Here is a 25,194-nt window from a genome sequence, read left to right as displayed (position 1 = left end):
ATCGAAAGGTATCGGAAAGCCTCCGGGGAACCCTTTCGTTATCGAAAAACGGCAACCCTCGGGGAAATCCGGGGTTGCCGCGGCCGGGAGGTCAGGACGTCGTTATTGCCAGCCGGGCACGCCGCGCATGTCGGGCAGATGGTGGGCGATGCCCTTGTGGCAGTCGATACACGTCTTTTCCTTGGTGAAGAGGAAGCGCTGGTGCGCCACCGAGGCCCGCGGCGACTGCTTGGTGATGTCCATGGAATCGGCGCTGTGGCAGTTGCGGCATTCCAGGGAATCGTTGGCCTTGAAGCGCGCCCATTCGTGCGCGGCGAGCTCCAGGCGATGGTCCTGGAATTTCTCGCGGGTGTCGATCGTGCCGAAGATCTTGCCCCAGACCTCCTTGGAGGCCTGCATCTTGCGCGCGATCTTGTCGGTCCAGTTGTGCGGCACGTGGCAGTCCGGGCAGGTCGCCCGCACGCCGGAGCGATTGGTGAAGTGGATGGTCGACTTCAGCTCGGCGAAGACGTTGTCCTTCATCTCGTGGCAGCCGGTGCAGAACTTCTCGGTGTTGGTCAGCTCCAGCGCGGTGTTGAAACCGCCCCAGAAGATCACGCCGGCGGCAAAGCCCGCCAGCACCAGCACGCCGAGCCCGAACACCGAGCTCGGCCGGATCAGCACCTGCCACAGCTCGCGCGCGAAATCCCAGGCACGCGCGATGAAGCCACGCTTGATGTCGGGTTCGTCGGCGGTCGTCATCGGCGGCCACCGGGGCTCGAGCGCGACAGCAGCGTGTCGATGTCGGTGAAGTCGTTGCTGACGGGTGGGTTGGCGGTGTTCTGCGGCACGTGGCACTCGGTGCAGAAGAAGCGGCGCGGCGAGATCGAGGCCAGGAACTGGCCGTCGCGGTCCATGAAATGCGTGATCGACACCATAGGGGCCTGCGATTCAGCGATGCGCGCCCGCGCATGGCACGACAGGCATTTGTTGCCGTTGAGGTCGATCTGATAGCCGTCGATCGTGTGCGGGATGACAGGCGGCTGCTCCGGATAGTTGCGCACCTCACGCTCGGAGGTGTTGCGGTTTGGCAGCATCGGCGGCGCCGGACCCTCGTCGTTGAGCGGGGTCGGCCCGCGCAGGCCCGACGTCACGGTCTGCGCGGTCAGCGAACTCGCAGCGGCGGCGATCGCGACCGCGAGCAGGGCAATGCCAAATCGTTTCATCATGACAGGTTCACCCGCTCGATGCGCACGGCGCATTTCTTGTAGTCGGTCTGCAGCGAGATCGGATCGGTGGCGTCCAGCGTCACCTTGTTGATCAGCTTGGATTCGTCGAACCACGGCACGAAGACGAGGCCACGCGGCGGCCGGTCGCGGCCGCGCGTCTCGACGCGGGCGCGAATGAAGCCGCGGCGGGACACCACCTTCACCTCGTCGCCGCGCCGGATCTTGGCTTCCTGCGCGTCGTCCGGATGCATGAAGACCACCGCCTCCGGGAACGCCTTGTAGAGCTCGGGCACGCGGCGCGTCATGGTGCCGGAATGCCAGTGCTCCAGCACGCGGCCGGTCGAGAGCCAGAACGGATATTCACCGTCGGGCGATTCCGCCGGCGGCTCGTAGGAGCAGCGCGAAGATGCGCGCCTTGCCGTCCGGATAGCCGTAGAACTGCACGCCCGCGCCCTGCTTGACGTAGGGATCGCTGCCCTCGCGGAAACGCCATCTGGTTTCCTGGCCGTTGACGACGGGCCAGCGCAGGCCGCGCTCCCGGTGATAGGTGTCGAACGGCGCGAGGTCGTGGCCATGGCCACGGCCGAAGCTGGCGTATTCCTCGAACAGACCCTTGTGGACGTAGAAGCCGAACGCCTTGGACTCGTCGTTGAGGTAGCCCTGCTCGATGTCGGTAACCGGGAATTTGTCGACCTGGCCGTTCCTGTAGAGCACGTCGAACAGCGTCTTGCCGCGAACCTCGGGCTTCTTGGCGATCAGCTCCTCGGGCCAGACCTCCTCGATCTTGAAGCGCTTGGAGAACTCCATCAACTGCCACAGATCGGACTTGGCCTCGCCGGGCGCCGCGACGAGCTGATGCCAGAACTGCGTGCGCCGCTCGGCGTTGCCATAGGCCCCTTCCTTCTCCACCCACATCGCGGTCGGCAGGATCAGATCGGCGGCCAGCGCCGTCACCGACGGATAGGCGTCGGAGACAACGATGAAATTGTCGGGATTGCGGAAGCCCGGATAGGTCTCCTCGTTGGCGTTCGGACCGGCCTGGAGATTGTTGTTGACCTGCACCCAATAGGCGTTGATCAGGCCGTCCTTCAGCATCCGGCTTTGCAGCACGGCGTGGGCGCCGGGCTTGTCGGGAATGGTGCCTTCGGGCAGCAGCCAGAGGTGCTCGGCCTTGGTGCGGTGCTCCTTGTTGGTGACGACCATGTCGGCGGGGAGGCGGTGCGAGAAGGTGCCGACCTCGCGCGCGGTGCCGCAGGCCGAGGGCTGGCCGGTCAGCGAGAACGGGCTGTTGCCGGGCTCGGAGATCTTTCCTGTCAGAAGGTGGATGTTGTAGACGAGGTTGTTGCACCAGACGCCGCGGGTGTGCTGGTTGAAGCCCATGGTCCAGAACGAGACCACTTTTGTCTTCGGATCCGCATAGAGCTCGGCCAGCGCCTCGAGGCGATTGAGCGGCACACCGGACATCTCGGCCGCCTTCTCCAGCGTGTAGTCCGACACGAACTTGACGTACTCGTCGTAGCTCATGTCGGTGGAGTCGTTGGCCTTCGCCGCCCCCGTCGCCTTCTTCTGCAGCGGATGCTCGGGCCGCAGGCCGTAGCCGATGTCGGTCTGGCCGCGCCGGAAGATGGTGTGCGCGGCGACGAAGTCCTTGTTGACCCGGCCGGTCTTGATGATGTGGTTGGCGATGGCGTTGAGCAGATAGAGGTCGGTCTGCGGCTTGAAGATCATGCCGATGTCGGCGAGGTCGAACGAGCGGTGCTCGAAGGTCGAGAGCACGGCGACGCGGACATGCGGGGCGGACAGCCGGCGGTCGGCCACGCGCGTCCACAGGATCGGATGCATCTCCGCCATGTTGGAGCCCCACAGCACGAAGGCGTCGGTGGCCTCGATGTCGTCATAGCAGCCAGGCGGCTCGTCGATGCCGAAGGTGCGCATCATGCCGGCGACGGCGGAGGCCATGCAGTGGCGCGCATTGGGGTCGATGTTGTTGGTGCGGAAGCCGGCCTTGAACAGTTTCGAGGCCGCATATCCTTCCCAGACCGTCCACTGGCCGGAGCCGAACATGGCGACGCCGTTCGGCCCGCGCTTCTTGATCGCCTCCTTCCACTTCACCTCCATGATGTCGAAGGCTTCGGTCCAGCTGATCGGTGTGAATTCGCCGTTCTTGTCGTACTTGCCGTTCGTCTTGCGCAGCATCGGCTGCGTCAGGCGGTCGTGGCCGTACATGATCTTGGAGAGGAAGTACCCCTTGACGCAGTTGAGGCCGCGGTTGACCTCGGCCTTGGTGTCGCCGTGGGTGGCGACGACGCGGTTGTCCTTGGTCGCGACCATCACGGAGCAGCCGGTGCCGCAGAAGCGGCAGGCGGCCTTGTCCCATTTCAGTTCGGCGACGTCGCGCTCTGCGACGAGGTTCGCGGCAAGCGCCGGCACCGGCATGCCCGCGGCGGCCGCCGCGATCGCGGCGGCCTCGAGCTTCAGCATCTGGCGGCGGTCGAGCTTTGGCGATGTCATGGATGGCTCTTCCTTGCTCAGGCGGTTTCGATGGCGTGGAACACCAGCGCCGCGGAATAAACGTCGGGCAGCGACTGGATGGTGTTGAGCAGGGTGCCGAGGCTGCCGGAATCAGGCGCCTCGGTCACGACGATGAGTTTTCCCCGCGGATCGCGGCCGTGAATCTCGCACCCGGCAAGGCCGGTGATCGCGGCTTCCAGTTCGGCGAGGCGTTCGGGGCGCGCCTGCACGATGATGCTGGCGATCTCGCAGCCCGGCGGCGGGACGACGCGGTCGGCGCCGAGCATCCGGCCGGTGATCAATGCGCGGCGGTTGAGTGTGGCTTCAGCCATGATGCCTGTCTTTCGCTGTTCGAATGATCAATGCGGGGAGGGCGGCGGGCCGGGAGGTCCGGCAAACATCTGGTAGACCCAGACGCCGAGACCGTAGGAGCCGACCGTTCCGACCGCGAGGACGGGCATCACGACCGCGGTCAGGAACAGAAAAGCGAAAATCTCCATGCGCTTACGGCGCACGCGCGATGACGCGTCGTCTGGGGCCGACATATTCGGTCTCTATGAAATTTGGGGGGATTGGGACGGCATCCGGGCCGTTACCTTGCTGCATCTTAGATGCAGTCGGGCCGCTGACGCGTTGATCTGGATCAATAAGCCAGGTCGCAGGAATGTCGCAGCACGTCTATGGGGCCGTGCCGGAACCTAAGCGTGATTGATCTCCCGCGCAGCGGAATTGCGATTCCGTGGACAGCGCCACCTCACGCATTAAGATGGCATCAACAACAATAATGCGGGAGAGGCGTCATGAAGTTCGGCATCTTCTATGAGCTGCAACTGCCACGTCCGTGGGTCGCCGGCGACGAACTCGCGCTCTACCAGAACGCCCTTTCGCAGATGGAACTCGCCGACAGGTTCGGTTACGACCACGCCTGGGTCGTCGAGCATCATTTCCTCGAGGAATATTCGCATTCACCCTCGCCGGAATCGTTCCTCGCCGCCGCGAGCCAGCGCACCAGGAACATCCGGCTCGGCCACGGCATCCTCCAGCTCACCACCAACCACCCGGCACGCGTTGCCGAGCGCGTCGCGGTGCTCGACCTGCTCTCCAACGGCCGCTGCGAATTCGGCATGGGCGAGAGCGCGTCCATCACCGAGCTCACGCCGTTCGGCCGCGACATGGAGACCAAGAAGGAGGTCTTCGAGGAAGCCGTGCAGGCGATCTTCCCGATGTTCAAGGACGCGGGCAGCGAGTACCACGGCAAATATTTCGACATCCCCTTGCGCAACGTCGTGCCGAAGCCGGTGCAGAAGCCGCATCCGCCGCTCTGGCTGGCGTGCTCGCAGCTGCCGACGATCGAGCGCGCCGGCCGCTACGGCTTCGGCGCGCTCGGTTTCCAGTTCGTCAGCGCCGACGCCGCGCATGCCTGGGTGCACGCCTATTACAACGCCATGACCAAGCGGCTCACCAAGCTCGCCGACTACGAGATCAATCCGAACATGGCGCTGGTGTCGTTCTTCATGTGCGCGAAGACCGACGAGGAGGCGCGCGCGCGCGCCGACGGCGCCACCTTCTTCCAGTTCGCGCTGCGCTTCTACGGCGCCTCGCAGAACCGCCAGCGTCCCGCGCCCTACACCGTCAACATGTGGGACGAGTACAACAAGTGGAAGCGCGACAATCCGGAGGCGCAGGAGGCAGCCTTGCGCGGCGGCCTGATCGGCTCGCCCGAGACGATCCGCAAGAAGTTGAAGCGCTTCCAGTCCTCGCACATCGACCAGGTCATCCTGCTCAATCAAGCTGGCAAGAACAGCCACGAGCACATCTGCGAATCGGCTCGAGCTGTTCGGCCGCGAGGTGATGCCGGAATTCCAGAACGACCCGGCGCAGGCGGCCTGGAAGCAGGGCGTGATGAGCGGCGAGATCAAGCTGGAGGAAATCGACACCGAGGCCTTTTCGGACCGCTACGGCAAGCTCGCCGTCAACGTCGCGCCGTCGAAGGCAGCGGCCGGCTAGGAGGACGCTCATCGTGGCAAAGCACCGGATCTATACGATGAGCTTCGCAAGCGTGTACCCGCTTTACGTTGCGAAGGCGGAGAGGAAGGGACGGACGAAAGCGGAGGTCGATCAGATCATCTCGTGGCTGACGGGCTATGGTCAGAAGGAGCTGGACGCTCAACTGAAGAAGCAGACGGACTTCGAAACCTTCTTTGCCAAGGCGCCCCGCATCAATCCTCAGCGCGCCCTGATCAAAGGTGTCATCTGCGGCGTCCGGGTCGAGGAGATCGAAGAACCGACGATGCGGGAGATCCGTTACCTGGACAAGCTGATCGACGAGCTGGCCAAGGGAAAGACAATGGACAAGATCCTGCGAAAAGCGGAGTCCTGAGCGGCGCCCTCTGTCCGCTCGCAATGCGGCGTTGCCCGGACGATGCCGACGGCACCCGTCTTCCGCACCGCCTCCATTGCTGATAACTTTCATCAAAATGCGATAGGGAGAAAGCGATGCGGTCTCGGTCTGTGTCCGCAAATCCGGCGGATGGCGACGTCACGCCCGCGGTGCTCGCCATCGGACGCCCCGATTTCCCCAAAGTGCTGATCGACACGCTGCGCCGTCAGGCCGAGGTTGGCCATTGCATGGTGTTTGCATTGAGCCGTGAGGGCGCCGCGCATTGCCTGCTCGATGCCGGCAACATCCCGATCGGTGCGGATCTCGGCGCCGCCTATGCCGGGCAATTTCACGCAGCCGACCCCAATCGCGAAGCGCTGTTCGAAGCCAGGACCGGCGTGCCGATCGTGCTGCCGTCGTTCGCGCCGCGCATGTATGGCGCACGCTACCGCAAGATATTCTTCAGCGACTCTGACATCGTCGACAAATGCGCCACCGCGATCTGGACGGACGACACCTGCTACTACGTCAATTTCTACCGCGTCGGCGCGCAAGGCCGCTTTAACCCTGCGCAAGTCGAACGCCTCAAGACGATCGCGCCGGCGATCGGCGCCAGCGTGGCGCGCCACTTTCAGCAAATGGCGCCGCGTCCCGGCCAGGACATCGCAACACTGTTCGCAACACAGGCGCCGCTCAGCGGGCTGACCGCGCGCGAGCGGGACGTCTGTCGCGGCATTCTCGGAGGGTTAAGCTCCGAGGCGATCTCGCAGGAGCTCGGCATCGGCCTGCATTCGACGCTGACCTATCGCAAGCGCGCCTATGAGAAGCTCAGCATCTCCGCGCAGAACGAACTGTTCGCGATCGTGCTGCGGCTTCTGACCCGCAGTTTGAACTAGGTTGGCAGGCCGCTGGAGGCCGGCGCGTCGTAGGTGAGGAGATAGCGCTCCGGAAACGGCCCTCCGGCGAAGTCAATGTCCGCGGCTGGACGCACGCCCGGAATTTGCAGGATGCGGCGAACGATTTCCGGAACCTGGATGCGGCTGATCTGGTCGCCGAGGCAGGTGTGCATCCCGTAGCCCAGATGCATGTAGACCGACTCCGGCCGGTCGATGGCGAAGCCGGAGGGCGCTGGCAGTTGAAAGCCGTCGCGCATCGCCGACCGGGTCGAGACCAGAACGGTGCTGCCGGCCTTGATCGTCGCCGCGCGCAGCGAGCCCTTGGCGATCCGGTAGTCGGTCCGGCAGTGGCGCACCACGAAGGGGTTGATCGGGTTGAAGCGCAGTGCTTCCCAGCAATAGCGGTACATCAGATGATCGTCGTTGCTGTTGGCGACCTCGATCGCCTCCTTCAGGATCTTCGGACGTTTGAACAGCTGGTCGAGCAGTTGTACGATGGACGCCGACGTGGTCTCGATGCCACCGACCAGCGTGCCCATCATGTTGGTGATGATGCGCTCGTCGCCGAAGCCGATCGAGATCGTCAAAATGGCTTTTCAGCAAGCGGCTGAGGACGTCGTCGAGCGGCGCGCCATTCTTCAACTGCTCGCGCCGTTGCGGGAGCAATTGTGTCAGGTAGGCGCGCATCTCCTGCCCGGCGTCGATGTTGTCCTGGTGCACCTTCGGATCTTTGTCCAAATTGTGAAACATGTCGTACTGCGTGGCGCGCGACCAGCGGAACATCGACGCCGGGTCGGGGCCGGGAAAGCCGAAATAGTCTCCGGTCAGCTGGATCGGCACCAGGCGCGACAGCGTGCTGACCACCTCGATCTGGTTCCGGGTGTAGAGCTGCTTTTCGACGGATGCGTTGGCGAGGCTGCGCACTTTCTGGCGAATGGCCGGCAGATCTTCCATGCGCATGAAGGCGCGCATGATGCCCTTGTCGCGCTGGTTGATCTCGGTACAGTCGCGGCCGAGCATGTAGGGGCCGACCGAGGGATCCATCATCGGCCCATAGGTGACGTTGAAGATGTCGGGCCGGCTCAGCGCTTCCTGCACGTCGGGGAAGCGGGTGATGAACACCGGACCTGCGGCCCCCAAGGCCAAATTGGGCCGGACGTGCCGGATGAACGCGAACAGCGCATCCGGATGTTGGGCGATCATCCATTTCAGGAACTTCGCCGCCAGACCCTTCTTCTGCTCCGCCATGGCCGCGTCCTATTTCAGATCGACTTGAGGAACTCGATGATTGCGTTGCGCTCATCGGCAGAGAGCGCGGGGCCGATGACGCCCTCACGTTTGTCGTTGGAGAATTCGTGCCCGGTGTTGCGATTGGCGGACTTCGACGTATCGAGAATGAAGTAGCCGTCGCGATCGTAGGTCTTGCCTTTGGGATCGACGGTCCGCGTCACGATACCGAGGCGTACCGGATCGAAGCTGGGATCACCAAGCAGGAAGGCTTTCGGGCGCTCCGCGACCGGGCTGAGCAGGTCGTAGATCGTCGGCACCGAGCCGTTGTGCAGGAACGGCGCGGTCGCCCATACGCCGTTCAGCGGACGCGCCTTGTAGCCGGACCCTGCCGCGAGACAATTCGGCCGATCGCCTTCGATTTTCGCGCGGTCAGCCCCGGTCGATCGGATCCATTCGTTGATGGTCTGCTGGACCGTGGCGCCGAGCGCAAGCGCGAAGAGTTGCATCGTGTTGTCCGAAATGTGGATCATATCCAGCGTCTTGTCGGCCTTCAGTTGGCAGACATCGACGTCGATGCCGAGTCCGGGGCTGGCCTCGCCCACGCGGGCCAGTTCGCGGCCGGCGGTGTCGACGGTGCGGTTGCGCAGCACGTCGCCCTGGGCCGGATCGGTGCCCATATGGTTCTGCTTGATGATCTTGACGTAGAGCACGGATTCCGCCGTCTGCTTCTCCTGCCCATCCCGGCCGCGCCAGCGGATCGGGCCGAAGTTCTCCCAGAATTTCGCGTCCGGCGCCTTGCCGCGTGCGATATCGGGTGTCAGCGCGGGAAGATGGCAGCCGCTGCAATGCTTGTCGTAGAGCTGGGCTCCCGCTGCGGCCTTGGCCTTGTCGATCGCAGGGAAGCCGTCGGGCCAGGCCGGCGCGTTCAGGCCGGTGAAGGCCTTCGCCACCAGCGGCTGGTCCTTTCCGGCGAGTTGTTGTTCGATCCAGTGCAGATTATCCATGGGGATGCTGCTCGCGAAGCGTCCCTCGTTCGGAGGGGCGGTGAAGTTGACCTCCGCAGAGACCCCCATCGCCTCGCCGGCATTGCGCACCAGCGGCTGCATGATCGACCCGTCGTACTGCACCCAGTCGAACCATGACGAGGTCCAGATGTGCGGGTAGGTGACGGGGGCGTTGATGTTGACGTAGTTGCCGTAGCGTCCGGTGTCGAGCGCGAACACCTGGTTGCCGATGCGATTGAGCGCATCGAGGCGGGTAAATCCTTCCGTGACGTCGATCCCGGCGGGCAGATCGATCAGCGCACCAAGTATTCCTTCGAGCTCCTTGGACAACTGGACGCGCGTCAGATCGTTGTACTCGGTTCCCAGAACAGCCTTCGCGAACCGGCGGAAGCGGCCGTCGAAGAAGGGCAGCTTTGACGACAAGGCGGTCTGTGCGAGCGCTGCGCGAAGCGCGAAGGTCAATTGACCGAGATCGGTCACGGCAGGTCCGCCGTCGATGATATAGCGCTTGTCCTTGAAGACCAGTTGGCCGGTATGGCACGCGGCACAGGTCAATCCGACGGCCGTGTCCTTGCGCGGGAGCCCCTTGATCGACTGATACGGCGAATAGGCAAAGCCGATCGGCAAACCGTATTCATTGTTCTTGCTCTTGGCGGATCCGATGAATCCGAACCGCAACAAATAGGGGTCGTCCGCAAAGCGTTCGCGTTTGAAAAGGGAACCGCGAAGGGTGAGTTCAGCGGCGCTTCCAAGGCGAGAAACCATGGCAGCGGAATCGGCAGGGTGTGCGTGCCTTGGGCTTCGTGATGGAATCGATCGGCGTCATTCGCGTTCCAGCCCTGATCGAGCGAGACCTGCTCGCTCACAGTGACCAGCGCAGGGAGACCGGGTGGCTTCAAAGCTTCGATGATTGCTCCAACCTGGGGGCTGGTCAGGATCGCGATCACGGCAATGGCCGCGAGGATCGCCAGAAGAACAAGAAAGCGTCGAAACCTAAGGCGGCAAACAGCGTCGGCAACTGTCGACATGGCTCCCCCCGGGACGTCAGCGAAAAGCTTCCCGATTATCAATCCTTTTCCCGCGGCACGACCTGCGAACAAGTCGGGACGTGGAGACCGGTCAGCCTAGAAAACCGGCTTGGTCGGCGGATTCTGTGGATCTTGAGGTTCAATATTCAGTTCGTAGGACAAGGGTCGCGTGCTTATGAGTCTGAAACGGCCATCCTCGATCTTGATGGAAAAAAGACCGGTCAAGGCACCTTTGGGCGGTATGCATGCGACGGTCTCGCCAACACGGCGGTTAACGGTATCGATGGTTCTGAAGATGCTGTGCTCGAAGTCGATATTGCTCTTGCTCATGTGAGCCGTGCCCACGGCTTTACCGAAGCCCGCTTCGGAATCTTTGACGCAAGCACCATGGTTGCCGACTTTTTTCGAGGTGACGTCCTCGTAGTGGCAAGATCCGTCCTTCGATTTGTCCCACATCTTGTGAGCGTACTGGAACGCGCCGCCCTCGAATTTAATGAATGCGATGGCCAGGCATTGATAATGCCCAAGGACCTGCTTGGTCCTCGCGCTGACGTCTCTGACTTCCCCGTAGTAAACGGGTTCGCCGGTTTCCTGCGTCCAGAACTTGAGCTTCGAAGCAATTTCTGCGGGGTCCGTGATTGCCTGGGCACCGGCCATCGAAGCCGTGCCCAAGACTACCGCAATTGAAATCATTGCTGTCCGCATAGGGTGATCCCTCCGATCAAGTTCAGGAGGCAAGGGGCAATCAGGCTCAGCAGACCAAGGTTCTCACCGAATTTGAGCCAATGCAACCAAAAGATGGGGCGTGTAGTACTTTTCTCGATGAGATTGAATTTTTGAAATCCCGCTTTCCCTCGGGTCGCCCGCCCCTATCGCTGGGGACAGACGCCGGCTCTCGCAGGCGTTCGGCATCAGCCTCGACCCTGACCTGTCGCAAGCGCGCCTGTGAGCGGCTCGGGATCTCCTCGCAGAACGAATTGTTTCCGATCAGGCGGCGCCTGCGCCTGAAGCTTGGCCGCTCGAACTAGTGAGGACTCAGTCCGTGATCGCGGCTTCCGAGCGCAAAGCGGACACGCGGCCGCCCGCAGGGATCGTTGCCCTTTGAGCCTGCATCGATCCAGCCGCCGCAAGGATACCGGACCTTTGCGCGAAATTGCTGGACTGGCGACTGCCTCTTGGTCTTCGCGCGCACCGCGACCTCCCCCGCAAGCGGGAGAGGTCAACGACATCCCGCGCTAGTGTCGGCCTGCACGGTTGACCGGACCACCACGGTTCATGGGCGTGCCCGCGCGGACGCCTGCACCCGGTGCGCCAGCGCCAACGCCGGCGACGCCGACGCGACCCGGTGCGCCTGCCGCTGCTGCCGGCCGTGCCACGCAACCATCCGGCACGCCCGCCGTCGTGCAGTAAACGACGGCCTCGGCAGAGCCGGACCCGAGCGAAATCAGCATCAGCGTCGACAAAGCCGTCAACGTCACACCAGCGACGAGCCGTCCCGTTTTATTTGACATGTTGTACCTCTGTTGGAGCGCAGGACTTGCAGTGTTCAGTCGATCACCGCAGCCGCCACCGTCCCAAACACTTAGCGACAACAACTCAACATCTCGTGAAGAAGGGATGGACGTTTGTCTGCAACGGCGAGCTGGGCCAACCGCGAGATGCCTCGGCCCGGCATGAACTTGCCGAGCCAAACCAAGCCACGCCGCCCGGCGTCACCTCGAGGGAGGCGATCGTCGATGGAAACAACGACCGCGCTCGTTCAATCAATACTTGGCGACGACCGCGCCGCCCCAGCGATAATTGACCCGGACGGTGATGAGGTCGACGTCCTGATGAATGCGGTCGCTGGCGTAGGCCGTCCCCGCAGGTGCGAGCGTGCCGTTGTTGGTGAAGGTGATGAACCTGTCCTGCATGAACATGTGGTCGTATTCGATCGCGGCGGACCAGTTCGGCGCGAAGCCGTATTCGAGGCCGAGTCCGATCACGCCGCCCCAGCGGGTGTCGTTGACGGTGTCGCTGATCTGGGCGCCGTTGGCAGTCAGATAGCCGCGATAGCGATCGGAGGTCAGAGCAGCGCCACCCTTCAGATAGAGCAGCGTGTTGCTCCAGGAATAGCCGATCTGACCGGTGAACATTCCGAACGCGTCGACTTGCGTGGCGTTGACGACGGCCGGGAACGGAATGCTCTGGTTGCTGCCGCGGAAGTTGGCCCAGTTGCCCTGGGCTTCGAGACCGAACACGATGCTGGAGCTCTGAAAACGATACCCGACCTGGCCGCCGGCCGTGCCGCCGGTTGCATCGTGGCATCCCTCGGAAACATTGAAGGCGCCGGCCGCATTGCTGAAATCCCAGCACTTGTGGCTCGATCCCCATCCGCCGTTGGCGCCGATGTAGAAGCCGCTCCAGTCGTACATCGCGCTGATCGTGGGCGCCTTGGTGTAGGGACGGGGTGCCATGTCTGCGGCAGACGCCGAAGTGACCATCGCAAGCGCGCCGACGGTACCGAGCAGCAATGTCTTCATGATGAATCCCCTGGGCCGAGTTTGTGCGACAGAATCAATTTCGCGAACAGCTTACGCTTCGCCGCTCCGAATCTTGTCACCCAATCGCTACAGTGCCGCACCGAATGCGGGTTTTGCAGACGTCGCTCACCGGCAGGCCTTTTCTCCGCAGTGCGATATCCGCTCGCAGTGTCCTCGGTGCAAAGAAATGAGAGCTGGCGCAAATTCGAGTCGAAGCCGTCTGCCGACTGAGGATGCCCGTAGAACAACGGGCTTTGGTACTGATGAATTTGCCTCACGCGCGCCGCGACGCATCCGCAAAAGCACACCTCCCGACATTCGCTGCAAGTGTACAACATAGATGACCTTGTTTTGACGAATGCGACTAGCATTCGCGTCAGGCAGGACCGTCACCGATTCGGTCGTTTTGTCGGAGCCTCCGCGCGAGGCTGCCGCGACGATGATCTGTGACTCCGTGCCTCGGTGTTTTCTCGGGGGAGCGCAGACCATGAAGAGTGTCAAAAAGCTTGCGTTGCTTGCGTGTGTTGGACTGAGTGTCGCGGCAGTGCCGCGTCCTGCGCTCGCCGACAAAATTTCCGAACGTCTCGATGCGTTGGAGAGGGAGAATGCCGCCTTGCGCGCGCGGCTCATCCGCCTCGAGACTTCCAAGGAAACGTTCAAGGAAACGTCCGGCGAAACGGCCAGGACGGCAAGGCTTCAACCTCGGTCGGTGGATTCGCACACCGGTACCGTGCTCGTCCCGCCGCCGCGATCGGCAGGCCAGGACAGCATGGCCGCAGATCTCGGCTATGTCGGCCCGCGACGCGCGAGTGCGCCCCGCTTCGAAGTCAGCGGAACGGCGTCGTTCCTGCAGCCCGGTGCCGGCAATCTCGAATATGGCACGCTGACCAATCCTCTGCCGTTGGTGACACCGCACTGGCGAAATCAGTCGCTCAAGCCGAACTTCACGCCATCGTTCAGCTTTGGCGCCCGCTACATCGGCGACGAGTCGAAAGATATCCAGCTGAACTGGACGCACCTGCGCAACACCGCGACGGATTCGTTCTTTGCTTCGCCGACGGAAATGGTGGGACCGCCCTACCTGATCGGGCCGGAATCGGCCCTCTACAAGAATGGCAGTGGCTCGGTGAAAACCGCCTTTGACGTCGTCAACCTGGACGCCGGATACACCTTCTGCGCCGATTGCTCGTTACAGATGCGGGCCTTCGGCGGCATATCGGCCGCGCGGATCAGCCAGAACCTGTCGGGCCTGTTCGCAAGCCCGGGTGGCGATGCCTCTTCGGGCTACACCGTCAATTCCCTGTTCACCGGCGCCGGGCCCCGTGTCGGTATCAAGGGCCAGTTCGGCATCGGCGACTTTCAGTTCATCGGCGAGATGGCCGGCGCTGTCCTGATCGGCTCTGCGCAGAGTGGGATGGATTTCACCACGCTGTCTCCGGCATTCGGACTTTCCAGCCAGTCCATAAGCTCTCCCAATGCGACGCGGGTGGTTCCGAGCATCGACGGCAAATTGGCCAGCGCCTATACCTTCGCACCGACAGCTTACGGATTGTTCAAGGTCGAGGCCGGCTATAAGGCCGCGGTCTATTTCGATGCGGTCAATTCATATGGACTGACCCAGGTCCCGACCAGCCTGACGCTTCCGCCCATCGGCATTTACCTCGCGACGCAGCAACACCAACAGAGCAATTTCACCAACCACGGCCCATATGTGACCGCGAGCTGGGCCTTCTATTGAGGCTGGGCGCATAGCGCCTGGAAAGACGAGGGCCTGAAGCGATAGCAGCTCTGTCCCCATCGCGAGGGACAGACGCCGCCACCGGATTCCGCTAGTCTGCCCTGAAAGACACGAGAATCCAGGGAGGCCGCCTTGAGCACGGCGCCGCACATCGACATCGAGCCGGCTGCATTCTGGGCCGATCCCTATCCGATGCTGGCAAAAATGCGCAAGGAAGCGCCGATCGCGTTTGTGCCGCAACTCGGCTCGACATTATTGACGAGCCGCGACGACATCTCGATCTCGGAGAAGCAGATCGACGTGTTCTCCTCGCACCAGCCGGCCGGCCTGATGAACCGGCTGATGGGGCACAACATGATGCGCAAGGACGGCGAGGCGCATCAGGCCGAGCGCCGCGCGATGTTCCCGACGGTGTCGCCGAGGACGGTGAAGGCGCATTGGACCGCGCTGTTTCAGGCCCATGCCGACCGCATTATCGACGCGATCGAGCCCAGCAGCCGGATCGACTTGATGCGCGATTTAGCGCTGCCGTTCTCGGGCGAATGCCTGAAGTCGATCACCGGTCTCACCAACATCCGATACCAGGACATGGATGCGTGGTCGCAAGGCATGATCGAGGGCATCGCCAACTATGGCGGCGATCCTGAGGTCGAGGAGCGCTGTCATGCCGCGACGTCGGGCATCGATGCGGCGATCGACGACATTCTGCCGGTGATGCGTGAAAGATCCGACCAGAGCATCCTCGGCGTCCTCCTTGCCTCCGGCATGCCGATGGACAGCGTGCGCGCCAACGTCAAGCTGGCGATATCAGGCGGCCAGAACGAGCCGCGCAAGGCGATCGCCGGCACGGTGTGGGCGCTGCTGAGCCATCCCGACCAGCTCGCTCTCGTCCGCAGCGGCGAGGTGTCCTGGCTGCAGGCGTTCGAGGAATACGCCCGCTGGATATCGCCGATCGGGATGTCGCCGCGGCGGATCGCAAAGCCATGGTCCATCCGCGACGTCTCCTTCGAAACCGATGAGCGCGTGTTCCTGATGTTCGGCTCGGCCAACCGCGACGAAAAGCATTTCGAGCGGGCCGATGCGTTCGACGTGCGGCGTGATACGTCGAAGAGCGTCGCCTTCGGGGCCGGCCCGCATTTCTGCGCCGGCGCCTTCGCCTCTCGCGCCATGATCGCCGACGTCGCACTGCCGACATTGTTCGCCCGCGCCAACAAGCTGGAGCTCGCCGACGACGAGCCGGTGCGGATCGGCGGCTGGGCGTTCAGGGGACTACAGAATTTGCCGGTGAGGTGGCTGCATTAGCCGGGCTGGGCGCCCGCCCTTCCGGAGCGCCGCCACGATGCCATCTTGCCCCTGTTTTGCCCGACGGGTCAAGTTGATTTCGGATAATTCGTAATTCGTTGTTTTCGCACGCCCCGGCTACTGTGCATGGGGTTGTTTTCGCGCTTTTCGTTTCGGCTGCAGGACCGTGGCCCAATTCGTGCCGCCTTCACATCCGCGTGCAGAAAAATTCCATCTTCATTCGCACGGCGGCTTGAAAGATTAATCATGCGCTCCGCCATGGGCGCAGTGGTGCTGGTATTCGACGAGGGCCGGATTGCCCAGGATGTCGCGGTTAACGTCGCCCGGCCCCGCGCACGGGGCTCTGCTGAATTAGCAGGCCTCGAAGCCTCGATTTTGAGCCACCTTTTGTCGGCGGAAGATCGTACCTAGATACAAGGGAACCCCGCGTCGGGGACCGTGCCATGAATGTAGTGCCTCGCGATCTCATGACTGAAATCCCCGTCTCGCCCGCCGATTTCCGCGGCGCCATGCGCCATCTCACCGGAGGCGTCAGCGTCATCACCGCCGGACGGGGCAAGGACATCACCGGCATGACGGTGACCTCGGTAACCTCGTTGTCGGTCGAGCCGCCGACCCTGCTGGTCAGCATCAACCGCGATGCCTCGTCCTTCCCGCTGATCCGGCGTTACGGCGCCTTCGGTGTCAACATTCTCGCGGCCGACCAGCTCGATGTCGCCGAACGCTTCGCCGGCAAGGGCGGGCTGAAGGGCGCCGAACGCTTTGCCGGATCCCAGTGGGTGACATCGGTTTCGGGCGTTCCGCTGCTGGTCGGCGCATTGTCCGCGGTCGATTGCGAGGTCGAGGAGATCGTCGAGCGTCATTCGCATGGCATCGTCATCGGCCGCGTCAGGGATGTCAGGAATTCGACCCGCAACGCCGCGCTGGCCTATTGGCACGGCCAGTATGTGGCGGTCGATCAGGACGAGGACGCAGCCAGGCTTGCGGACGTCAGCGTTCCCGCAAGCGTTCGACGCGGCGTTTGATCGCCGCTGCGCAGGCTGGCCTTTTCGGTCTCATCGCTCTAGAAGCCCCTGAGCCTTCCCGCCGGGACGGCAACGGAGCGGAACGATGAAGCGCGTCGCGACATGGGCCTTCTACGCCGTCGGCGCGCTGGCGATCGCCTATCTCGCGCTGTTCGCCTATGCGATGTTCCGCGGCCAGCCGATCATCCCGGGCGACCCCATCCATATTTTTCGGAAGCCGGATGCGCCGAGTTATTCGTGAGATATCGTAGAGTGGATTAGTCTCGTAGGGTGGGCAAAGGCGCGTTAGCGCCGTGCCCACCATCTTTCCATTGACGCAGAAGAACTGGTGGGCACGCTTCGCTTTGCCCACCCTACGAGATCAGCCTTTTAGAATCGCCAGCGCGAGCGCCTGAGCGCGCGGCACGATGCTGTCGATCTCCAGATATTCCTCCGGCGTGTGCGCGAGCCCACCGACCGGGCCGAGGCCGCAGATCGTCGGTGTGCCCACCGCCGCGGTGAAGCCGGAATCGGCGCAGCCGCCGGAGAATTCGCCCTGCAGCGTGGTGAGGCCGATCTGCCTGGCGGCGGCCTGATAGCTCTCGAACAGCGCCTTGGAGTCCGCGCTCTGCACCACCGGCACGAACTCGCCCTTGATCGTCAGCGTCGCGCTGGTGCCCGGCACGGTGGAGGTCGCGATGATCTTTTCGATCGCGGCCATGATCCTGGCCCGATCGGCCGGATCGACATAGCGCAGGTCGATCTGCCCTTCCGCATAAGGCGCCGTCGTGTTGACGGACTGGCCGCCCGCGACGAGGCCGACATTGAGCGTGATGCCCTTGTCGAGATCGGTCAGCGCATGGATCTGGACGATCTTGTGGGCGAGCTCGCCGATCGCGCTGACGCCCGCGGCGAAATTGGCGCCGGAATGCGCGGCTTTGCCGGTGATGGCAAAATGCATGAAGATGCCGCCCTTGCGGCCGGTCACGACATTGCCCGTGGGACGGCCGGGCTCGGAATTGAACACGGCGCGCGCGGCGCGTCCTTCGCGCTCGATCACGGGGCGGGAGGAGGGCGAGCCGATCTCCTCGTCGGAGGTGATCAGCAGCTTGATCGGATGCGGGCTGCCGCCGAACTTGTGAAACGCCGTCGCCACAAACACGTTCATGACGAGGCCGGACTTCATGTCGGCAACGCCAGGTCCGTAGGCGCGACCGTCCTTGATGGTGAACGGGCGCCGCCCGGCCTCGCCCTTGCCGAACACGGTGTCGCGATGCCCCATCAACAGCACCGGCTTCTCGTTGCTGCCGGGCTTTGCAACGTCGGCATGGATCGCATCTCCGAAATTGTCATTGCTCTCGCGCCGGAACGGAATGCCGTGCTCGGCAAAATGCCGCTCGAACCGCGCACCGACCGCATCGACGCCGTCCTTGTCATAAGACCCGGAATCGATGTTTACGACGTCGCGCAGCAGGTCGATCATCGCCTGCCGCTGCGACGCCAGCCAGTCCGTGATTTGAGCTTGAGACATGTGGTTCCTCGCGTGGTTCTCACGCGGGGTTATAGGAGCTGCCGTCGCCGTGGCCTAGTCGGCTGGCGCGGTCCCGTTATGCGAGGAGCGCTTTCAACGCCGTCATTGCGAGCGCAGCGAAGCAATCCAGCCCCTCACCGCGGAGGCATTCTGGATTGCTTCGCTGCGCTCGCAATGACGAGGTTGGCAGTCCGCACTCAAACAAAAATGCCCGGGACCAGCCCGGGCATTTGCCTTCTCGATAGTCGCCGGCGCCGCCTACGCCCCCACCATCGGCATGCGCGGATACTCACCCGGCGTGCCGGCGGGCGGGATCGGGATGCCGCCGTCGGAATATTCGTTGAGCTTGTTGCGCAGGGTGCGGATCGAGATGCCCAGGATGTTGGCGGCGTGGGTGCGGTTGCCGAGGCAGTGCTTAAGCGTCTCCAGGATCAGGTCGCGTTCGACGTCGGCGACGGTGCGTCCCACAAGCGCCCGCGTCACCTGCTCGGCGGCCATCGTGGCATGCGCCACGGCCGGCACGGTCTTGGCGAGGTCGAGGCGGTCGCCGTCCGGCGTCAGGATTGCGTCGGGTCCGATCTCGTCGCCCTGCGCCATCAGCACCGCGCGATGCATGGTGTTTTCGAGCTCGCGGACGTTGCCCTGCCAGCGGTTGGTCGAGAGCACGCGGCGCGCTTCCGCCGAGATCGGGCGCACCGGAACGCCGTTGGCCTCGGCATATTTCTTCACGAAGTGCTGGGCGAGCTCGAGGATGTCGAGGGGACGCTCGCGCAGCGGCGGGATCTTCAAGTTCACGACGTTGAGGCGGAACAGCAAATCCTCGCGGAACGTGCCTTCACGCACAGCGTCCACCAGATTGCGGTTCGAGGTCGCGATGATACGGATGTCGACCGGGACCGGCTTGGTGCCGCCGACGCGATCGATCACGCGCTCCTGGATGGCGCGGAGCAGTTTTGATTGCAGGCGGACGTCCATCTCCGAGATTTCGTCGAGCAGCAGCGTGCCGCCGGTCGCCTCCTCGAACTTGCCGATGCGGCGGGCGATCGCGCCGGTGAAGGCGCCCTTCTCGTGGCCGAACAGCTCGGATTCGAGCAGATGCTCGGGGATCGCGGCGCAGTTGATCGAGATGAACGGGCGCTTGGCGCGCGCCGAGCGGGTGTGGACGTAGCGGGCCAGCACTTCCTTGCCGGTGCCGGACTCGCCGGTGATCATCACCGAGGCGTCGGAGCCTGCGATCTGCTGGGCGAGTTTGATGACTTTGGCCATCGCCTCGTCGCGATAGACCAGCTCGCGGGAATCGTTGGCGACGGCGGCCAGCACCGCGGCGATCAGCTCCGGATCCGGCGGCAGCGGAATGTATTCCTTGGCGCCGGCATGAATCGCGGCGACCGCGGCGCGGGCATCGTTGGTGATGCCGCAGGCGACGATCGGGGCGTGGATGTGCTCGGCCTCGAGCCGCATCACGAGGTCGCGGATGTCGAGGGCGACGTCGACCAGAAGCAGGTCGGCGCCCTTGCCGCCGCGCAGCACCCGCATCGCCTGCTCGAGATCCTCGGCGTGGGTCACGGTAGCGCCGTTCGCCATCGCGATCTTGGTGGCGGTGGTGAGCTGGCCCTTCAATGTGCCAACGATGAGAAGCCGCATGTCAGTCTCCTGTCCGTCTGGTCGCGCTGCCGCGCGTCATTCCTTGCAGTCGCAAGTGCTAGCTGCGTTCGGTCTTGATGATTTCGGTCATGGTCACGCCGAGCTTGTCTTCCACCAGGACGACTTCGCCGCGGGCGACCAGCTTGTTGTTGACGTAGATGTCGATGGCCTCGCCGACGCGCCGGTCGAGCTCGAGCACGGTGCCGGGCCCGAGCTTCAGGAGCTCGCCGACGTCCATCTTGGAGCGGCCGAGCACGGCCGAGACCTGCACGGGAACGTCGAACACGGCCTCGAGGTCGGCGGCGGCGCGCGCCGCATATTCGTCCTCGCTGTAGCCGACGTCGGTGCCGGTGGGCGGCAGCGGGCCGTTGAGATCTGGCAGCGGGACCTGTCCGTCGGTGTCGCTCATGGCTTAATTCCCCCTGCGGGACGCGACATAGCGTCCGACCATTTCGTCGATCTTGGCCGCGATGGCGCCGCGCTCCAGCACGACGCCGCCATCGGCCCATTCGATGCGGCAGTCGCCGGTGGCAATTTCAGGCTCTGCCAGGATCACCAGCCGGCCCTCGAAGCCGCTCTGCTTGGCGAGCCGCTCGATCTTCTCGCGTGCGCTGTCGTAGAGCGCGTCGTTGATGCGGACGACCAGATGGGGCGTCGCGACCAGATGCGAGAAGCAGTCCTTCACCAGCGCAATGACCTCGCCGAGCGGCTCGGCGGCAACCAGATCGGCGCACAGCTTGCGCGCCACGGCAACCGCGACGTCGACCGCCTCGGTCTCCATCTTGGACTCGATGTTGCCTATGCCCGAGGCGATGCCTCTGATGCCGATGTTGATTTCTTCCATGGCGAGCGCAACGCGGCGATCGCTTTCTGCCTTGGCCTCGCGCTGGCCGGCGGCAAAGCCGTCCTGGTAGGCGCGCGCCTCGGCTTCCGCGACCTTCTGGGCGATCTCGGCCGCGGTCGCCGTCTTCTCGCGCGGCGATCGCTCGGGCGCCGCGAAGTCGGTGTCGAACAGGAATTTTGCCGGAGCGGCCATCAATACACCAGTTCGTCGTCGGCGCGGTTCTTGGTCAGCATGATCTCGCCCTTGGCGGCGAGATCCTTGGCAAGGTTGACCAGCAGCGCCTGGGCTTCGTCGACATCGCGCAGGCGGACCGGGCCCAGCGCCGCCATGTCGTCCTGCAGCATCTTGGCTGCGCGCGAGGACATGTTGCCGAAGAAGAAGTTGCGGACGTCCTCGTTGGCGCTCTTGAGAGCGACGCCGAGCTTGTCCTTGTCGACGTTGCGCATCAGGGTCTGGGCCGAGCCGGAATCGAGCTTCACCAGATCGTCGAAGGTGAACATCAGCGCCTTGATGCGCTCGGCCGATTCGCGATTGTCCTCTTCCAGCGAGGTGATAAAGCGGGTTTCGGTCTGGCGGTCGAAATTGTTGAAGATTTCCGCCATCACCTCGTGGGCGTCGCGGCGGCGGGTCTGCGACAAATTGGACATGAATTCGGTGCGCAGCGTCTTCTCCACGCTCTCGATCACCTCCTTCTGCACCGCTTCCATCTTCAGCATGCGGTTGATGACGTCGAGCGCGAGCTCCTCGGGCAGGATGCCGAGCACGCGGGCAGCGTGCTCCGACTTCAGCTTCGACAGCACCACGGCGATGGTCTGCGGGTATTCGTTCTTGAGATAGTTGGCGAGGACCTCTTCCTGCACGTTGGAGAGCTTCTCCCACATGTTGCGGCCGGCAGGACCGCGGATCTCGTCCATGATGCCGTTGACGCGCTCCGGCGGCAGGTACTGCTGCAGCAGCCGCTCGGTTGCGTCGAAATTGCCCATCAGCGCGCCCGAGGCCGACATGCGCGAGACGAATTCGAGCAGCATGTCCTCGACCGTATCGACCTCGACGGTGCCGAGCGTCGACATTTCCAGCGAGAGCTGGCGGACCTCGTCGTCGTCGAGCAGGCTCCAGATCTTGCCGCCATATTGCTCGCCCAGCGCGAGCATCAGGATCGCGGCGCGTCGCGGCCCGGACAATTGCTCGGCTCCCTTGCCGTTCTTGGCGCGGTCGCCGGCGCGCTGACCCAGCGTGGAGATCACGCTGGTGATGTCGTTGGAGTTGGCGTTTTGCGTGTTGGAGGCCATGTCAGATCACTTCTTGATTTACTTGGCAGGTTGCTCGGCGGGTCATTTGGCTGGCTCGGTCAGCCACTGGCGGATGATGGAGACGGTTTCGTTCGGGTTGCGCTCGGCGAGCTCGCCGACGCGATGAACGGACTGAGCGTGGACCTGGCCCTGGACGGTGGCGACGTCGATCGCGGTTGCCCCGCCGCTCGGCAGGAGCTGCTGGCCGCCAGCGGCCGGCGCGGCCTCGTCGCTCGCGGAGGGGCCGGCCAGAACGCCGGAGATGGCGGCGGCGACCTCGTCGGACGCCAGGATGCGCTTGACCAGCGGCCGGATCACCAGGAACAGCACGACCAGGCCGAGCAGCATCATCACGCCGAGCTCGACGAAGTACATGACGTCGTCCTTGGTGAACTGCAGCATGCCGAGGAAGCCGGAGGGCTCGGTGATCGGAGTGGTGGAGGGCGCGTCGGCAAAGCGCAGGTTCACGACCTCGACCTGGTCGCCGCGCTTCTGGTCGAAGCCGATCGCCGAGCGCACCAGCGCGGAGATGCGGTCGAGCTGCTCCTTGGTGCGGTCCTGATAGGCCAGCTCGCCCTTGTCGTTCTTGGAATAGATGCCGTCGACGAGGACCGCGACCGAGATGCGGTTGACCCGGCCGGCCTCGGTCACCTCGGTCTTGGTGGTGCGGGAGATCTCGTAATTGTTGGTCTCTTCGGTCTTCTTGCTCTGGTCTTTCGCCGTCGGACCGCTGTTCTGCTGGTTGCCGGGCAGCTCGTTGTTGACGGTGACCTGACCGTTGTTGTCGGCGGTCGAGCTCTGTTCTTCGCGCGTCTGGCTCGAGCGCAGCACGCGGCCCTCGGGGTCGAACTTGTCCGAGGTCTGGGTGACCTTGTTGAAGTCGAAATCGGCCGAGAGCTGCACGCGGGCGCGGCCGGTCCCGACCACGGAGGAAACGATGTCCTCGACCTGCTTGCGGATCCGCTTCTCGAAGGCGACGCGGCGCTCTTCGCCGATCGCCTGCTCAGGATCGGTCTGGGCGCCGTCAGCGAGCAGCTGGCCGGCCTCGTCGACGATGGAGACCCGCTGCGGCTTCAGCCCGTTGACGGCGGAGGCGACCAGATGGCGGATGGCGCGGATCTGCTGGGCTTCCAGCGCGCCGCGGACCCGGACCACGATCGAGGCCGACGGCTCCGGCGCCTCGCGCGAGAACAGCGGGCGCTCGGGCAGCACCAGATGGACGCGGGCGGCCTGGATCCGGTCGATGGCGCGGATGGTGCGGGCGAGCTCGCCTTCAAGCGCTCGCAAGTGATTGATATTCTGGACGAAAGAGGTGGTGCCGAGAGCGTCCGACTTGTCGAAGACTTCATAGCCGACGCCGCCGCCCTTGGGCAGGCCGCCCTCGGCGAGCTTCATCCGCAGGCGCGTGACCTTGTCCTTGGGCACCATGATGATGCTGCCTTCATTGCGCAGCTCGAACTGGATGCCCTGGCGTTCCAGGTCCTTGATGATTCCCGAGGAATCCTCGACGCTGAGGTCGGTGAACAGCGTCGTCATCTGCGGCGTGGTCACCCGCATGATGACGAACGCGAAAAAGCCGATGAGCGCGGCGGTGACCGCGATCATCGCCCCGAACCGGGCGGCGCCGATACCCTTCAGAAAGTCCGCAAGACCTTGCAAGCAACCGCCCCAACAGATTCGGCCGCTTTCACTGGAAGGGGCCGACTGGGCAATTATTGCCTAGGTGATGGTTTCGATATGGTTAACGAAGGTTAAGAGGTGGGACAAAAGTCGTCCCAAAAGCAAACATGAAAAAAATCGGCCTCGCTGGGCGAGGCCGATTTTCGTCAAAAGCCGCAGATTTCCGGATCGCCTACTGGCGATATTGCTGGATGCGGGTGGTGCGAAGACCCGCCAGACCGTGCTGGTCGATGGAAAACTGCCAGGAAAGGAATTCGTCGACCGTCAGGGTATAACGGCTGCAGGCCTCCTCGAGGGAGAGAAGCCCGCCACGCACAGCGGCGACGACTTCGGCCTTGCGGCGGATCACCCAGCGTTTGGTGCCGGGTGCTGGCAAGTCTGCAATCGTCAGCGGACTGCCGTCCGGCCCGATGACGTATTTTACCCTCGGGCGATGGGGTTCTGTCATGGCGTACTCACAAACTCTCAACCACTGAACTCACGCCGTAACCCTACGCGTGCGGGCTTAAAAATCCGCTAAGCCTAAGGCATCAATACAATTCTCCTTGAAAATGACTGGAACACAGCCATCCCGGCCGGCGGAACGGTTGTGTCCGGCCGGTCGAGGTGGTCCTTTTAAATACTTTGCTAACGAACAGAGCGCGCAACCGGCGCAGCAGAGGCGCGAGCCGCTAGTTGCTGCTGGTGGCGATGATGCTCTTCACCTGGCTCAACGTGTAGCTGGCACCGTCGATGGTGAGCAGCGGCGGCGACTGGGTCAGGTCGACCGAGGACACCACGCCCTGCACCTGGGCTGCGATGCCGACATTGTTGTTCGCGACGTCCTTGCCGGTGGCCGAAATCGTGTACTTGCCGTCGGGCCATTCCGTGCCGTCATTGCCCATTCCATTCCAGGTGAAGGGAACGTCGGCGCCGGCACCGGCGGTGTATTTGCCGGTGAACACCGTCTGGCCGCTCGAATTGGCGACGGTGATGTCGACGGTCGAGTCGGTGGGAACGTTGAGATGCCAGGTCGCCGTCGACTTCGTCATGGTCGCGGTGGTGCCGTCGACCAGGGCGGTCTTGCCGACGAAACCCAGCGCCTGGGTCGCCTGCGTGGTCTGCTGCAGCGTGACGAGCTGGGACAGCGAATCGTTGGTCTTGAGCTGCTGCTCGACGCCGGCGAACTGCACCAGCTGCTGGGTGAACTGGTTGGTGTCGAGCGGATCGAGCGGGTTCTGGTTCTGCAACTGCGTCGTCAGCAGCGTCAGGAAGGTCTGGAAATTGCCGGCGAGCGTCGCGCCGGTGTTCGAGCTCGACGAGTTCGAGCTCGATGAATTTTTCGAGACGTCGGTCGTGCCGGAGACGACGGTGGGGGCGGTGGCGGCATTCGTGGTGGTCATA

Annotated in this window: 23 protein-coding genes and 2 pseudogenes; 9 read left to right on the top strand and 16 right to left on the bottom strand. The window is 63.6% G+C overall.

The genetic code is table 11. From position 1 onward, the window contains the following. Nucleotides 1–102: 102 nt before the first annotated feature. The 5 genes and pseudogenes from ACQ86E_RS08550 to napE form a co-directional block, all read right to left on the bottom strand. Nucleotides 103–741 carry a NapC/NirT family cytochrome c gene (locus ACQ86E_RS08550; RefSeq protein ID WP_431205026.1) on the bottom strand — a complete coding sequence of 213 codons (639 nt, stop codon included), beginning with the start codon at nucleotides 739–741 and terminating at the stop codon, nucleotides 103–105. Continuing rightward, nucleotides 738–1,208, bottom strand: a complete 471-nt coding sequence (locus ACQ86E_RS08545; protein WP_431205025.1) for a nitrate reductase cytochrome c-type subunit — start codon at nucleotides 1,206–1,208, stop codon at nucleotides 738–740. Before ACQ86E_RS08545 ends, ACQ86E_RS08550 begins: the two co-directional genes overlap by 4 nt. Continuing rightward, nucleotides 1,205–3,719 (bottom strand): annotated as a pseudogene (gene napA, locus ACQ86E_RS08540) (nitrate reductase catalytic subunit NapA). Before napA ends, ACQ86E_RS08545 begins: the two are co-directional and overlap by 4 nt. 17 nt (nucleotides 3,720–3,736) lie before the next feature. Next, nucleotides 3,737–4,051: a chaperone NapD gene (locus ACQ86E_RS08535; protein WP_431205024.1), complete on the bottom strand. Its 315-nt coding sequence runs from the start codon at nucleotides 4,049–4,051 to the stop codon at nucleotides 3,737–3,739. A 27-nt stretch (nucleotides 4,052–4,078) separates the two neighbouring features. Beyond that, nucleotides 4,079–4,264: a periplasmic nitrate reductase, NapE protein gene (napE, locus tag ACQ86E_RS08530; protein WP_431205023.1), complete on the bottom strand. Its 186-nt coding sequence runs from the start codon at nucleotides 4,262–4,264 to the stop codon at nucleotides 4,079–4,081. 255 nt (nucleotides 4,265–4,519) lie between these two features. Here napE and ACQ86E_RS08525 point away from each other — a divergent pair, with 255 nt between their 5' ends. The 3 genes from ACQ86E_RS08525 to ACQ86E_RS08515 all read left to right on the top strand — a co-directional run bounded on the left by ACQ86E_RS08525 (nucleotide 4,520) and on the right by ACQ86E_RS08515 (nucleotide 6,995). After that, entirely contained in the window at nucleotides 4,520–5,767 is a 1,248-nt protein-coding gene (locus tag ACQ86E_RS08525) for an LLM class flavin-dependent oxidoreductase (protein WP_431205022.1), read from the top strand. Continuing rightward, nucleotides 5,740–6,099, top strand: coding sequence for a DUF2200 domain-containing protein (locus tag ACQ86E_RS08520; RefSeq protein WP_431205021.1), 360 nt, complete (start codon nucleotides 5,740–5,742; stop codon nucleotides 6,097–6,099). The genes ACQ86E_RS08525 and ACQ86E_RS08520 overlap by 28 nt, the downstream gene beginning before the upstream one ends. A gap of 116 nt (nucleotides 6,100–6,215) precedes the next feature. Further along, nucleotides 6,216–6,995, top strand: coding sequence for a helix-turn-helix transcriptional regulator (locus tag ACQ86E_RS08515; RefSeq protein ID WP_431205020.1), 780 nt, complete (start codon nucleotides 6,216–6,218; stop codon nucleotides 6,993–6,995). On the opposite strand, the gene ACQ86E_RS08510 is transcribed toward ACQ86E_RS08515, so the two are convergent. Continuing rightward, entirely contained in the window at nucleotides 6,992–7,582 is a 591-nt protein-coding gene (locus tag ACQ86E_RS08510; protein ID WP_431205019.1) for a cytochrome P450, read from the bottom strand. The genes ACQ86E_RS08515 and ACQ86E_RS08510 overlap by 4 nt on opposite strands. Nucleotides 7,583–8,257: 675 nt before the next feature. Then, the gene (locus ACQ86E_RS08505) at nucleotides 8,258–9,910 is read right to left on the bottom strand and encodes a di-heme-cytochrome C peroxidase (RefSeq protein ID WP_431205018.1); all 1,653 of its coding nucleotides are present in this window, start codon (nucleotides 9,908–9,910) and stop codon (nucleotides 8,258–8,260) included. 125 nt (nucleotides 9,911–10,035) lie between these two features. Here ACQ86E_RS08505 and ACQ86E_RS08500 point away from each other — a divergent pair, with 125 nt between their 5' ends. After that, nucleotides 10,036–10,944 (top strand): hypothetical protein, encoded by a 909-nt coding sequence (locus ACQ86E_RS08500; protein ID WP_431205017.1) that lies wholly within the window; start codon nucleotides 10,036–10,038, stop codon nucleotides 10,942–10,944. Between the two features lie 1,076 nt (nucleotides 10,945–12,020). Here ACQ86E_RS08500 and ACQ86E_RS08495 read toward each other — a convergent pair. Further along, nucleotides 12,021–12,779, bottom strand: coding sequence for an outer membrane protein (locus tag ACQ86E_RS08495; protein ID WP_431205016.1), 759 nt, complete (start codon nucleotides 12,777–12,779; stop codon nucleotides 12,021–12,023). A 439-nt stretch (nucleotides 12,780–13,218) separates the two neighbouring features. On the opposite strand from ACQ86E_RS08495, the gene ACQ86E_RS08490 reads away from it, so the two are divergent. From ACQ86E_RS08490 to ACQ86E_RS08470, 5 genes and pseudogenes are all read left to right on the top strand, one after another. Beyond that, nucleotides 13,219–14,517, top strand: coding sequence for an Lpg1974 family pore-forming outer membrane protein (locus ACQ86E_RS08490; RefSeq protein ID WP_431205015.1), 1,299 nt, complete (start codon nucleotides 13,219–13,221; stop codon nucleotides 14,515–14,517). A 132-nt stretch (nucleotides 14,518–14,649) separates the two neighbouring features. Continuing rightward, nucleotides 14,650–15,819, top strand: coding sequence for a cytochrome P450 (locus ACQ86E_RS08485; protein WP_431205014.1), 1,170 nt, complete (start codon nucleotides 14,650–14,652; stop codon nucleotides 15,817–15,819). A 255-nt stretch (nucleotides 15,820–16,074) separates the two neighbouring features. Continuing rightward, nucleotides 16,075–16,230: pseudogene (locus ACQ86E_RS08480) on the top strand (ABC transporter ATP-binding protein); the annotation flags it as partial. 32 nt (nucleotides 16,231–16,262) lie between these two features. Further along, on the top strand, nucleotides 16,263–16,844 hold the full coding sequence (locus tag ACQ86E_RS08475; protein WP_431205013.1) for a flavin reductase family protein: 582 nt from the start codon (nucleotides 16,263–16,265) through the stop codon (nucleotides 16,842–16,844). An 85-nt stretch (nucleotides 16,845–16,929) separates the two neighbouring features. After that, a complete protein-coding gene (locus ACQ86E_RS08470) occupies nucleotides 16,930–17,085 on the top strand; it encodes a hypothetical protein (RefSeq protein ID WP_375312780.1) in 156 nt (51 codons plus the stop codon). 120 nt (nucleotides 17,086–17,205) lie between these two features. Here ACQ86E_RS08470 and ACQ86E_RS08465 read toward each other — a convergent pair whose 3' ends face one another. From ACQ86E_RS08465 to ACQ86E_RS08430, 8 genes are all read right to left on the bottom strand, one after another. Beyond that, nucleotides 17,206–18,354: a M20 family metallopeptidase gene (locus ACQ86E_RS08465; RefSeq protein ID WP_431205012.1), complete on the bottom strand. Its 1,149-nt coding sequence runs from the start codon at nucleotides 18,352–18,354 to the stop codon at nucleotides 17,206–17,208. Between the two features lie 258 nt (nucleotides 18,355–18,612). Next, nucleotides 18,613–19,998, bottom strand: coding sequence for a sigma-54 interaction domain-containing protein (locus ACQ86E_RS08460; RefSeq protein ID WP_431205011.1), 1,386 nt, complete (start codon nucleotides 19,996–19,998; stop codon nucleotides 18,613–18,615). Nucleotides 19,999–20,056: 58 nt separating this feature from the next. Continuing rightward, complete coding sequence (gene fliN, locus ACQ86E_RS08455) at nucleotides 20,057–20,407, bottom strand: flagellar motor switch protein FliN (RefSeq protein ID WP_375312783.1); 351 nt, start codon at nucleotides 20,405–20,407, stop codon at nucleotides 20,057–20,059. Between the two features lie 3 nt (nucleotides 20,408–20,410). After that, nucleotides 20,411–21,034, bottom strand: coding sequence for a FliH/SctL family protein (locus ACQ86E_RS08450; protein WP_431205010.1), 624 nt, complete (start codon nucleotides 21,032–21,034; stop codon nucleotides 20,411–20,413). After that, nucleotides 21,034–22,131, bottom strand: coding sequence for a flagellar motor switch protein FliG (fliG, locus tag ACQ86E_RS08445; RefSeq protein ID WP_431205009.1), 1,098 nt, complete (start codon nucleotides 22,129–22,131; stop codon nucleotides 21,034–21,036). Before fliG ends, ACQ86E_RS08450 begins: the two co-directional genes overlap by 1 nt. 42 nt (nucleotides 22,132–22,173) lie before the next feature. Further along, nucleotides 22,174–23,790, bottom strand: a complete 1,617-nt coding sequence (fliF, locus tag ACQ86E_RS08440; RefSeq protein WP_431205008.1) for a flagellar basal-body MS-ring/collar protein FliF — start codon at nucleotides 23,788–23,790, stop codon at nucleotides 22,174–22,176. Between the two features lie 193 nt (nucleotides 23,791–23,983). Continuing rightward, nucleotides 23,984–24,259 carry a DUF1153 domain-containing protein gene (locus tag ACQ86E_RS08435; RefSeq protein WP_002714638.1) on the bottom strand — a complete coding sequence of 92 codons (276 nt, stop codon included), beginning with the start codon at nucleotides 24,257–24,259 and terminating at the stop codon, nucleotides 23,984–23,986. 223 nt (nucleotides 24,260–24,482) lie between these two features. Further along, the gene (locus ACQ86E_RS08430) at nucleotides 24,483–25,193 is read right to left on the bottom strand and encodes a flagellar hook assembly protein FlgD (RefSeq protein ID WP_431205007.1); all 711 of its coding nucleotides are present in this window, start codon (nucleotides 25,191–25,193) and stop codon (nucleotides 24,483–24,485) included. Nucleotide 25,194: the final 1 nt, after the last annotated feature.

The sequence above is a fragment of the Bradyrhizobium betae genome (genome assembly GCF_050632175.1).
Lineage (GTDB): Bacteria > Pseudomonadota > Alphaproteobacteria > Rhizobiales > Xanthobacteraceae > Bradyrhizobium > Bradyrhizobium betae_B.
The sequence above is the reverse complement of the archived record's forward strand: the minus strand, read 5'-3'. Positions and strand labels throughout refer to the sequence as shown.

Excerpts from the sequence above, each read along its gene's own strand:
- ACQ86E_RS08550 (WP_431205026.1), bottom strand. The coding sequence starts at position 741 with ATGACGACCGCCGACGAACCCGACATCAAGCGTGGCTTCATCGCGCGT.
- ACQ86E_RS08545 (WP_431205025.1), bottom strand. The coding sequence starts at position 1,208 with ATGATGAAACGATTTGGCATTGCCCTGCTCGCGGTCGCGATCGCCGCC.
- ACQ86E_RS08535 (WP_431205024.1), bottom strand. The coding sequence starts at position 4,051 with ATGGCTGAAGCCACACTCAACCGCCGCGCATTGATCACCGGCCGGATG.
- napE (WP_431205023.1), bottom strand. The coding sequence starts at position 4,264 with ATGTCGGCCCCAGACGACGCGTCATCGCGCGTGCGCCGTAAGCGCATG.
- ACQ86E_RS08525 (WP_431205022.1), top strand. The coding sequence starts at position 4,520 with ATGAAGTTCGGCATCTTCTATGAGCTGCAACTGCCACGTCCGTGGGTC.
- ACQ86E_RS08515 (WP_431205020.1), top strand. The coding sequence starts at position 6,216 with ATGCGGTCTCGGTCTGTGTCCGCAAATCCGGCGGATGGCGACGTCACG.
- ACQ86E_RS08500 (WP_431205017.1), top strand. The coding sequence starts at position 10,036 with ATGGAATCGATCGGCGTCATTCGCGTTCCAGCCCTGATCGAGCGAGAC.
- ACQ86E_RS08495 (WP_431205016.1), bottom strand. The coding sequence starts at position 12,779 with ATGAAGACATTGCTGCTCGGTACCGTCGGCGCGCTTGCGATGGTCACT.
- ACQ86E_RS08490 (WP_431205015.1), top strand. The coding sequence starts at position 13,219 with ATGATCTGTGACTCCGTGCCTCGGTGTTTTCTCGGGGGAGCGCAGACC.
- ACQ86E_RS08475 (WP_431205013.1), top strand. The coding sequence starts at position 16,263 with ATGAATGTAGTGCCTCGCGATCTCATGACTGAAATCCCCGTCTCGCCC.
- ACQ86E_RS08470 (WP_375312780.1), top strand. The coding sequence starts at position 16,930 with ATGAAGCGCGTCGCGACATGGGCCTTCTACGCCGTCGGCGCGCTGGCG.
- ACQ86E_RS08465 (WP_431205012.1), bottom strand. The coding sequence starts at position 18,354 with ATGTCTCAAGCTCAAATCACGGACTGGCTGGCGTCGCAGCGGCAGGCG.
- ACQ86E_RS08460 (WP_431205011.1), bottom strand. The coding sequence starts at position 19,998 with ATGCGGCTTCTCATCGTTGGCACATTGAAGGGCCAGCTCACCACCGCC.
- fliN (WP_375312783.1), bottom strand. The coding sequence starts at position 20,407 with ATGAGCGACACCGACGGACAGGTCCCGCTGCCAGATCTCAACGGCCCG.
- ACQ86E_RS08450 (WP_431205010.1), bottom strand. The coding sequence starts at position 21,034 with ATGGCCGCTCCGGCAAAATTCCTGTTCGACACCGACTTCGCGGCGCCC.
- fliG (WP_431205009.1), bottom strand. The coding sequence starts at position 22,131 with ATGGCCTCCAACACGCAAAACGCCAACTCCAACGACATCACCAGCGTG.
- ACQ86E_RS08435 (WP_002714638.1), bottom strand. The coding sequence starts at position 24,259 with ATGACAGAACCCCATCGCCCGAGGGTAAAATACGTCATCGGGCCGGAC.
- ACQ86E_RS08430 (WP_431205007.1), bottom strand. The coding sequence starts at position 25,193 with ATGACCACCACGAATGCCGCCACCGCCCCCACCGTCGTCTCCGGCACG.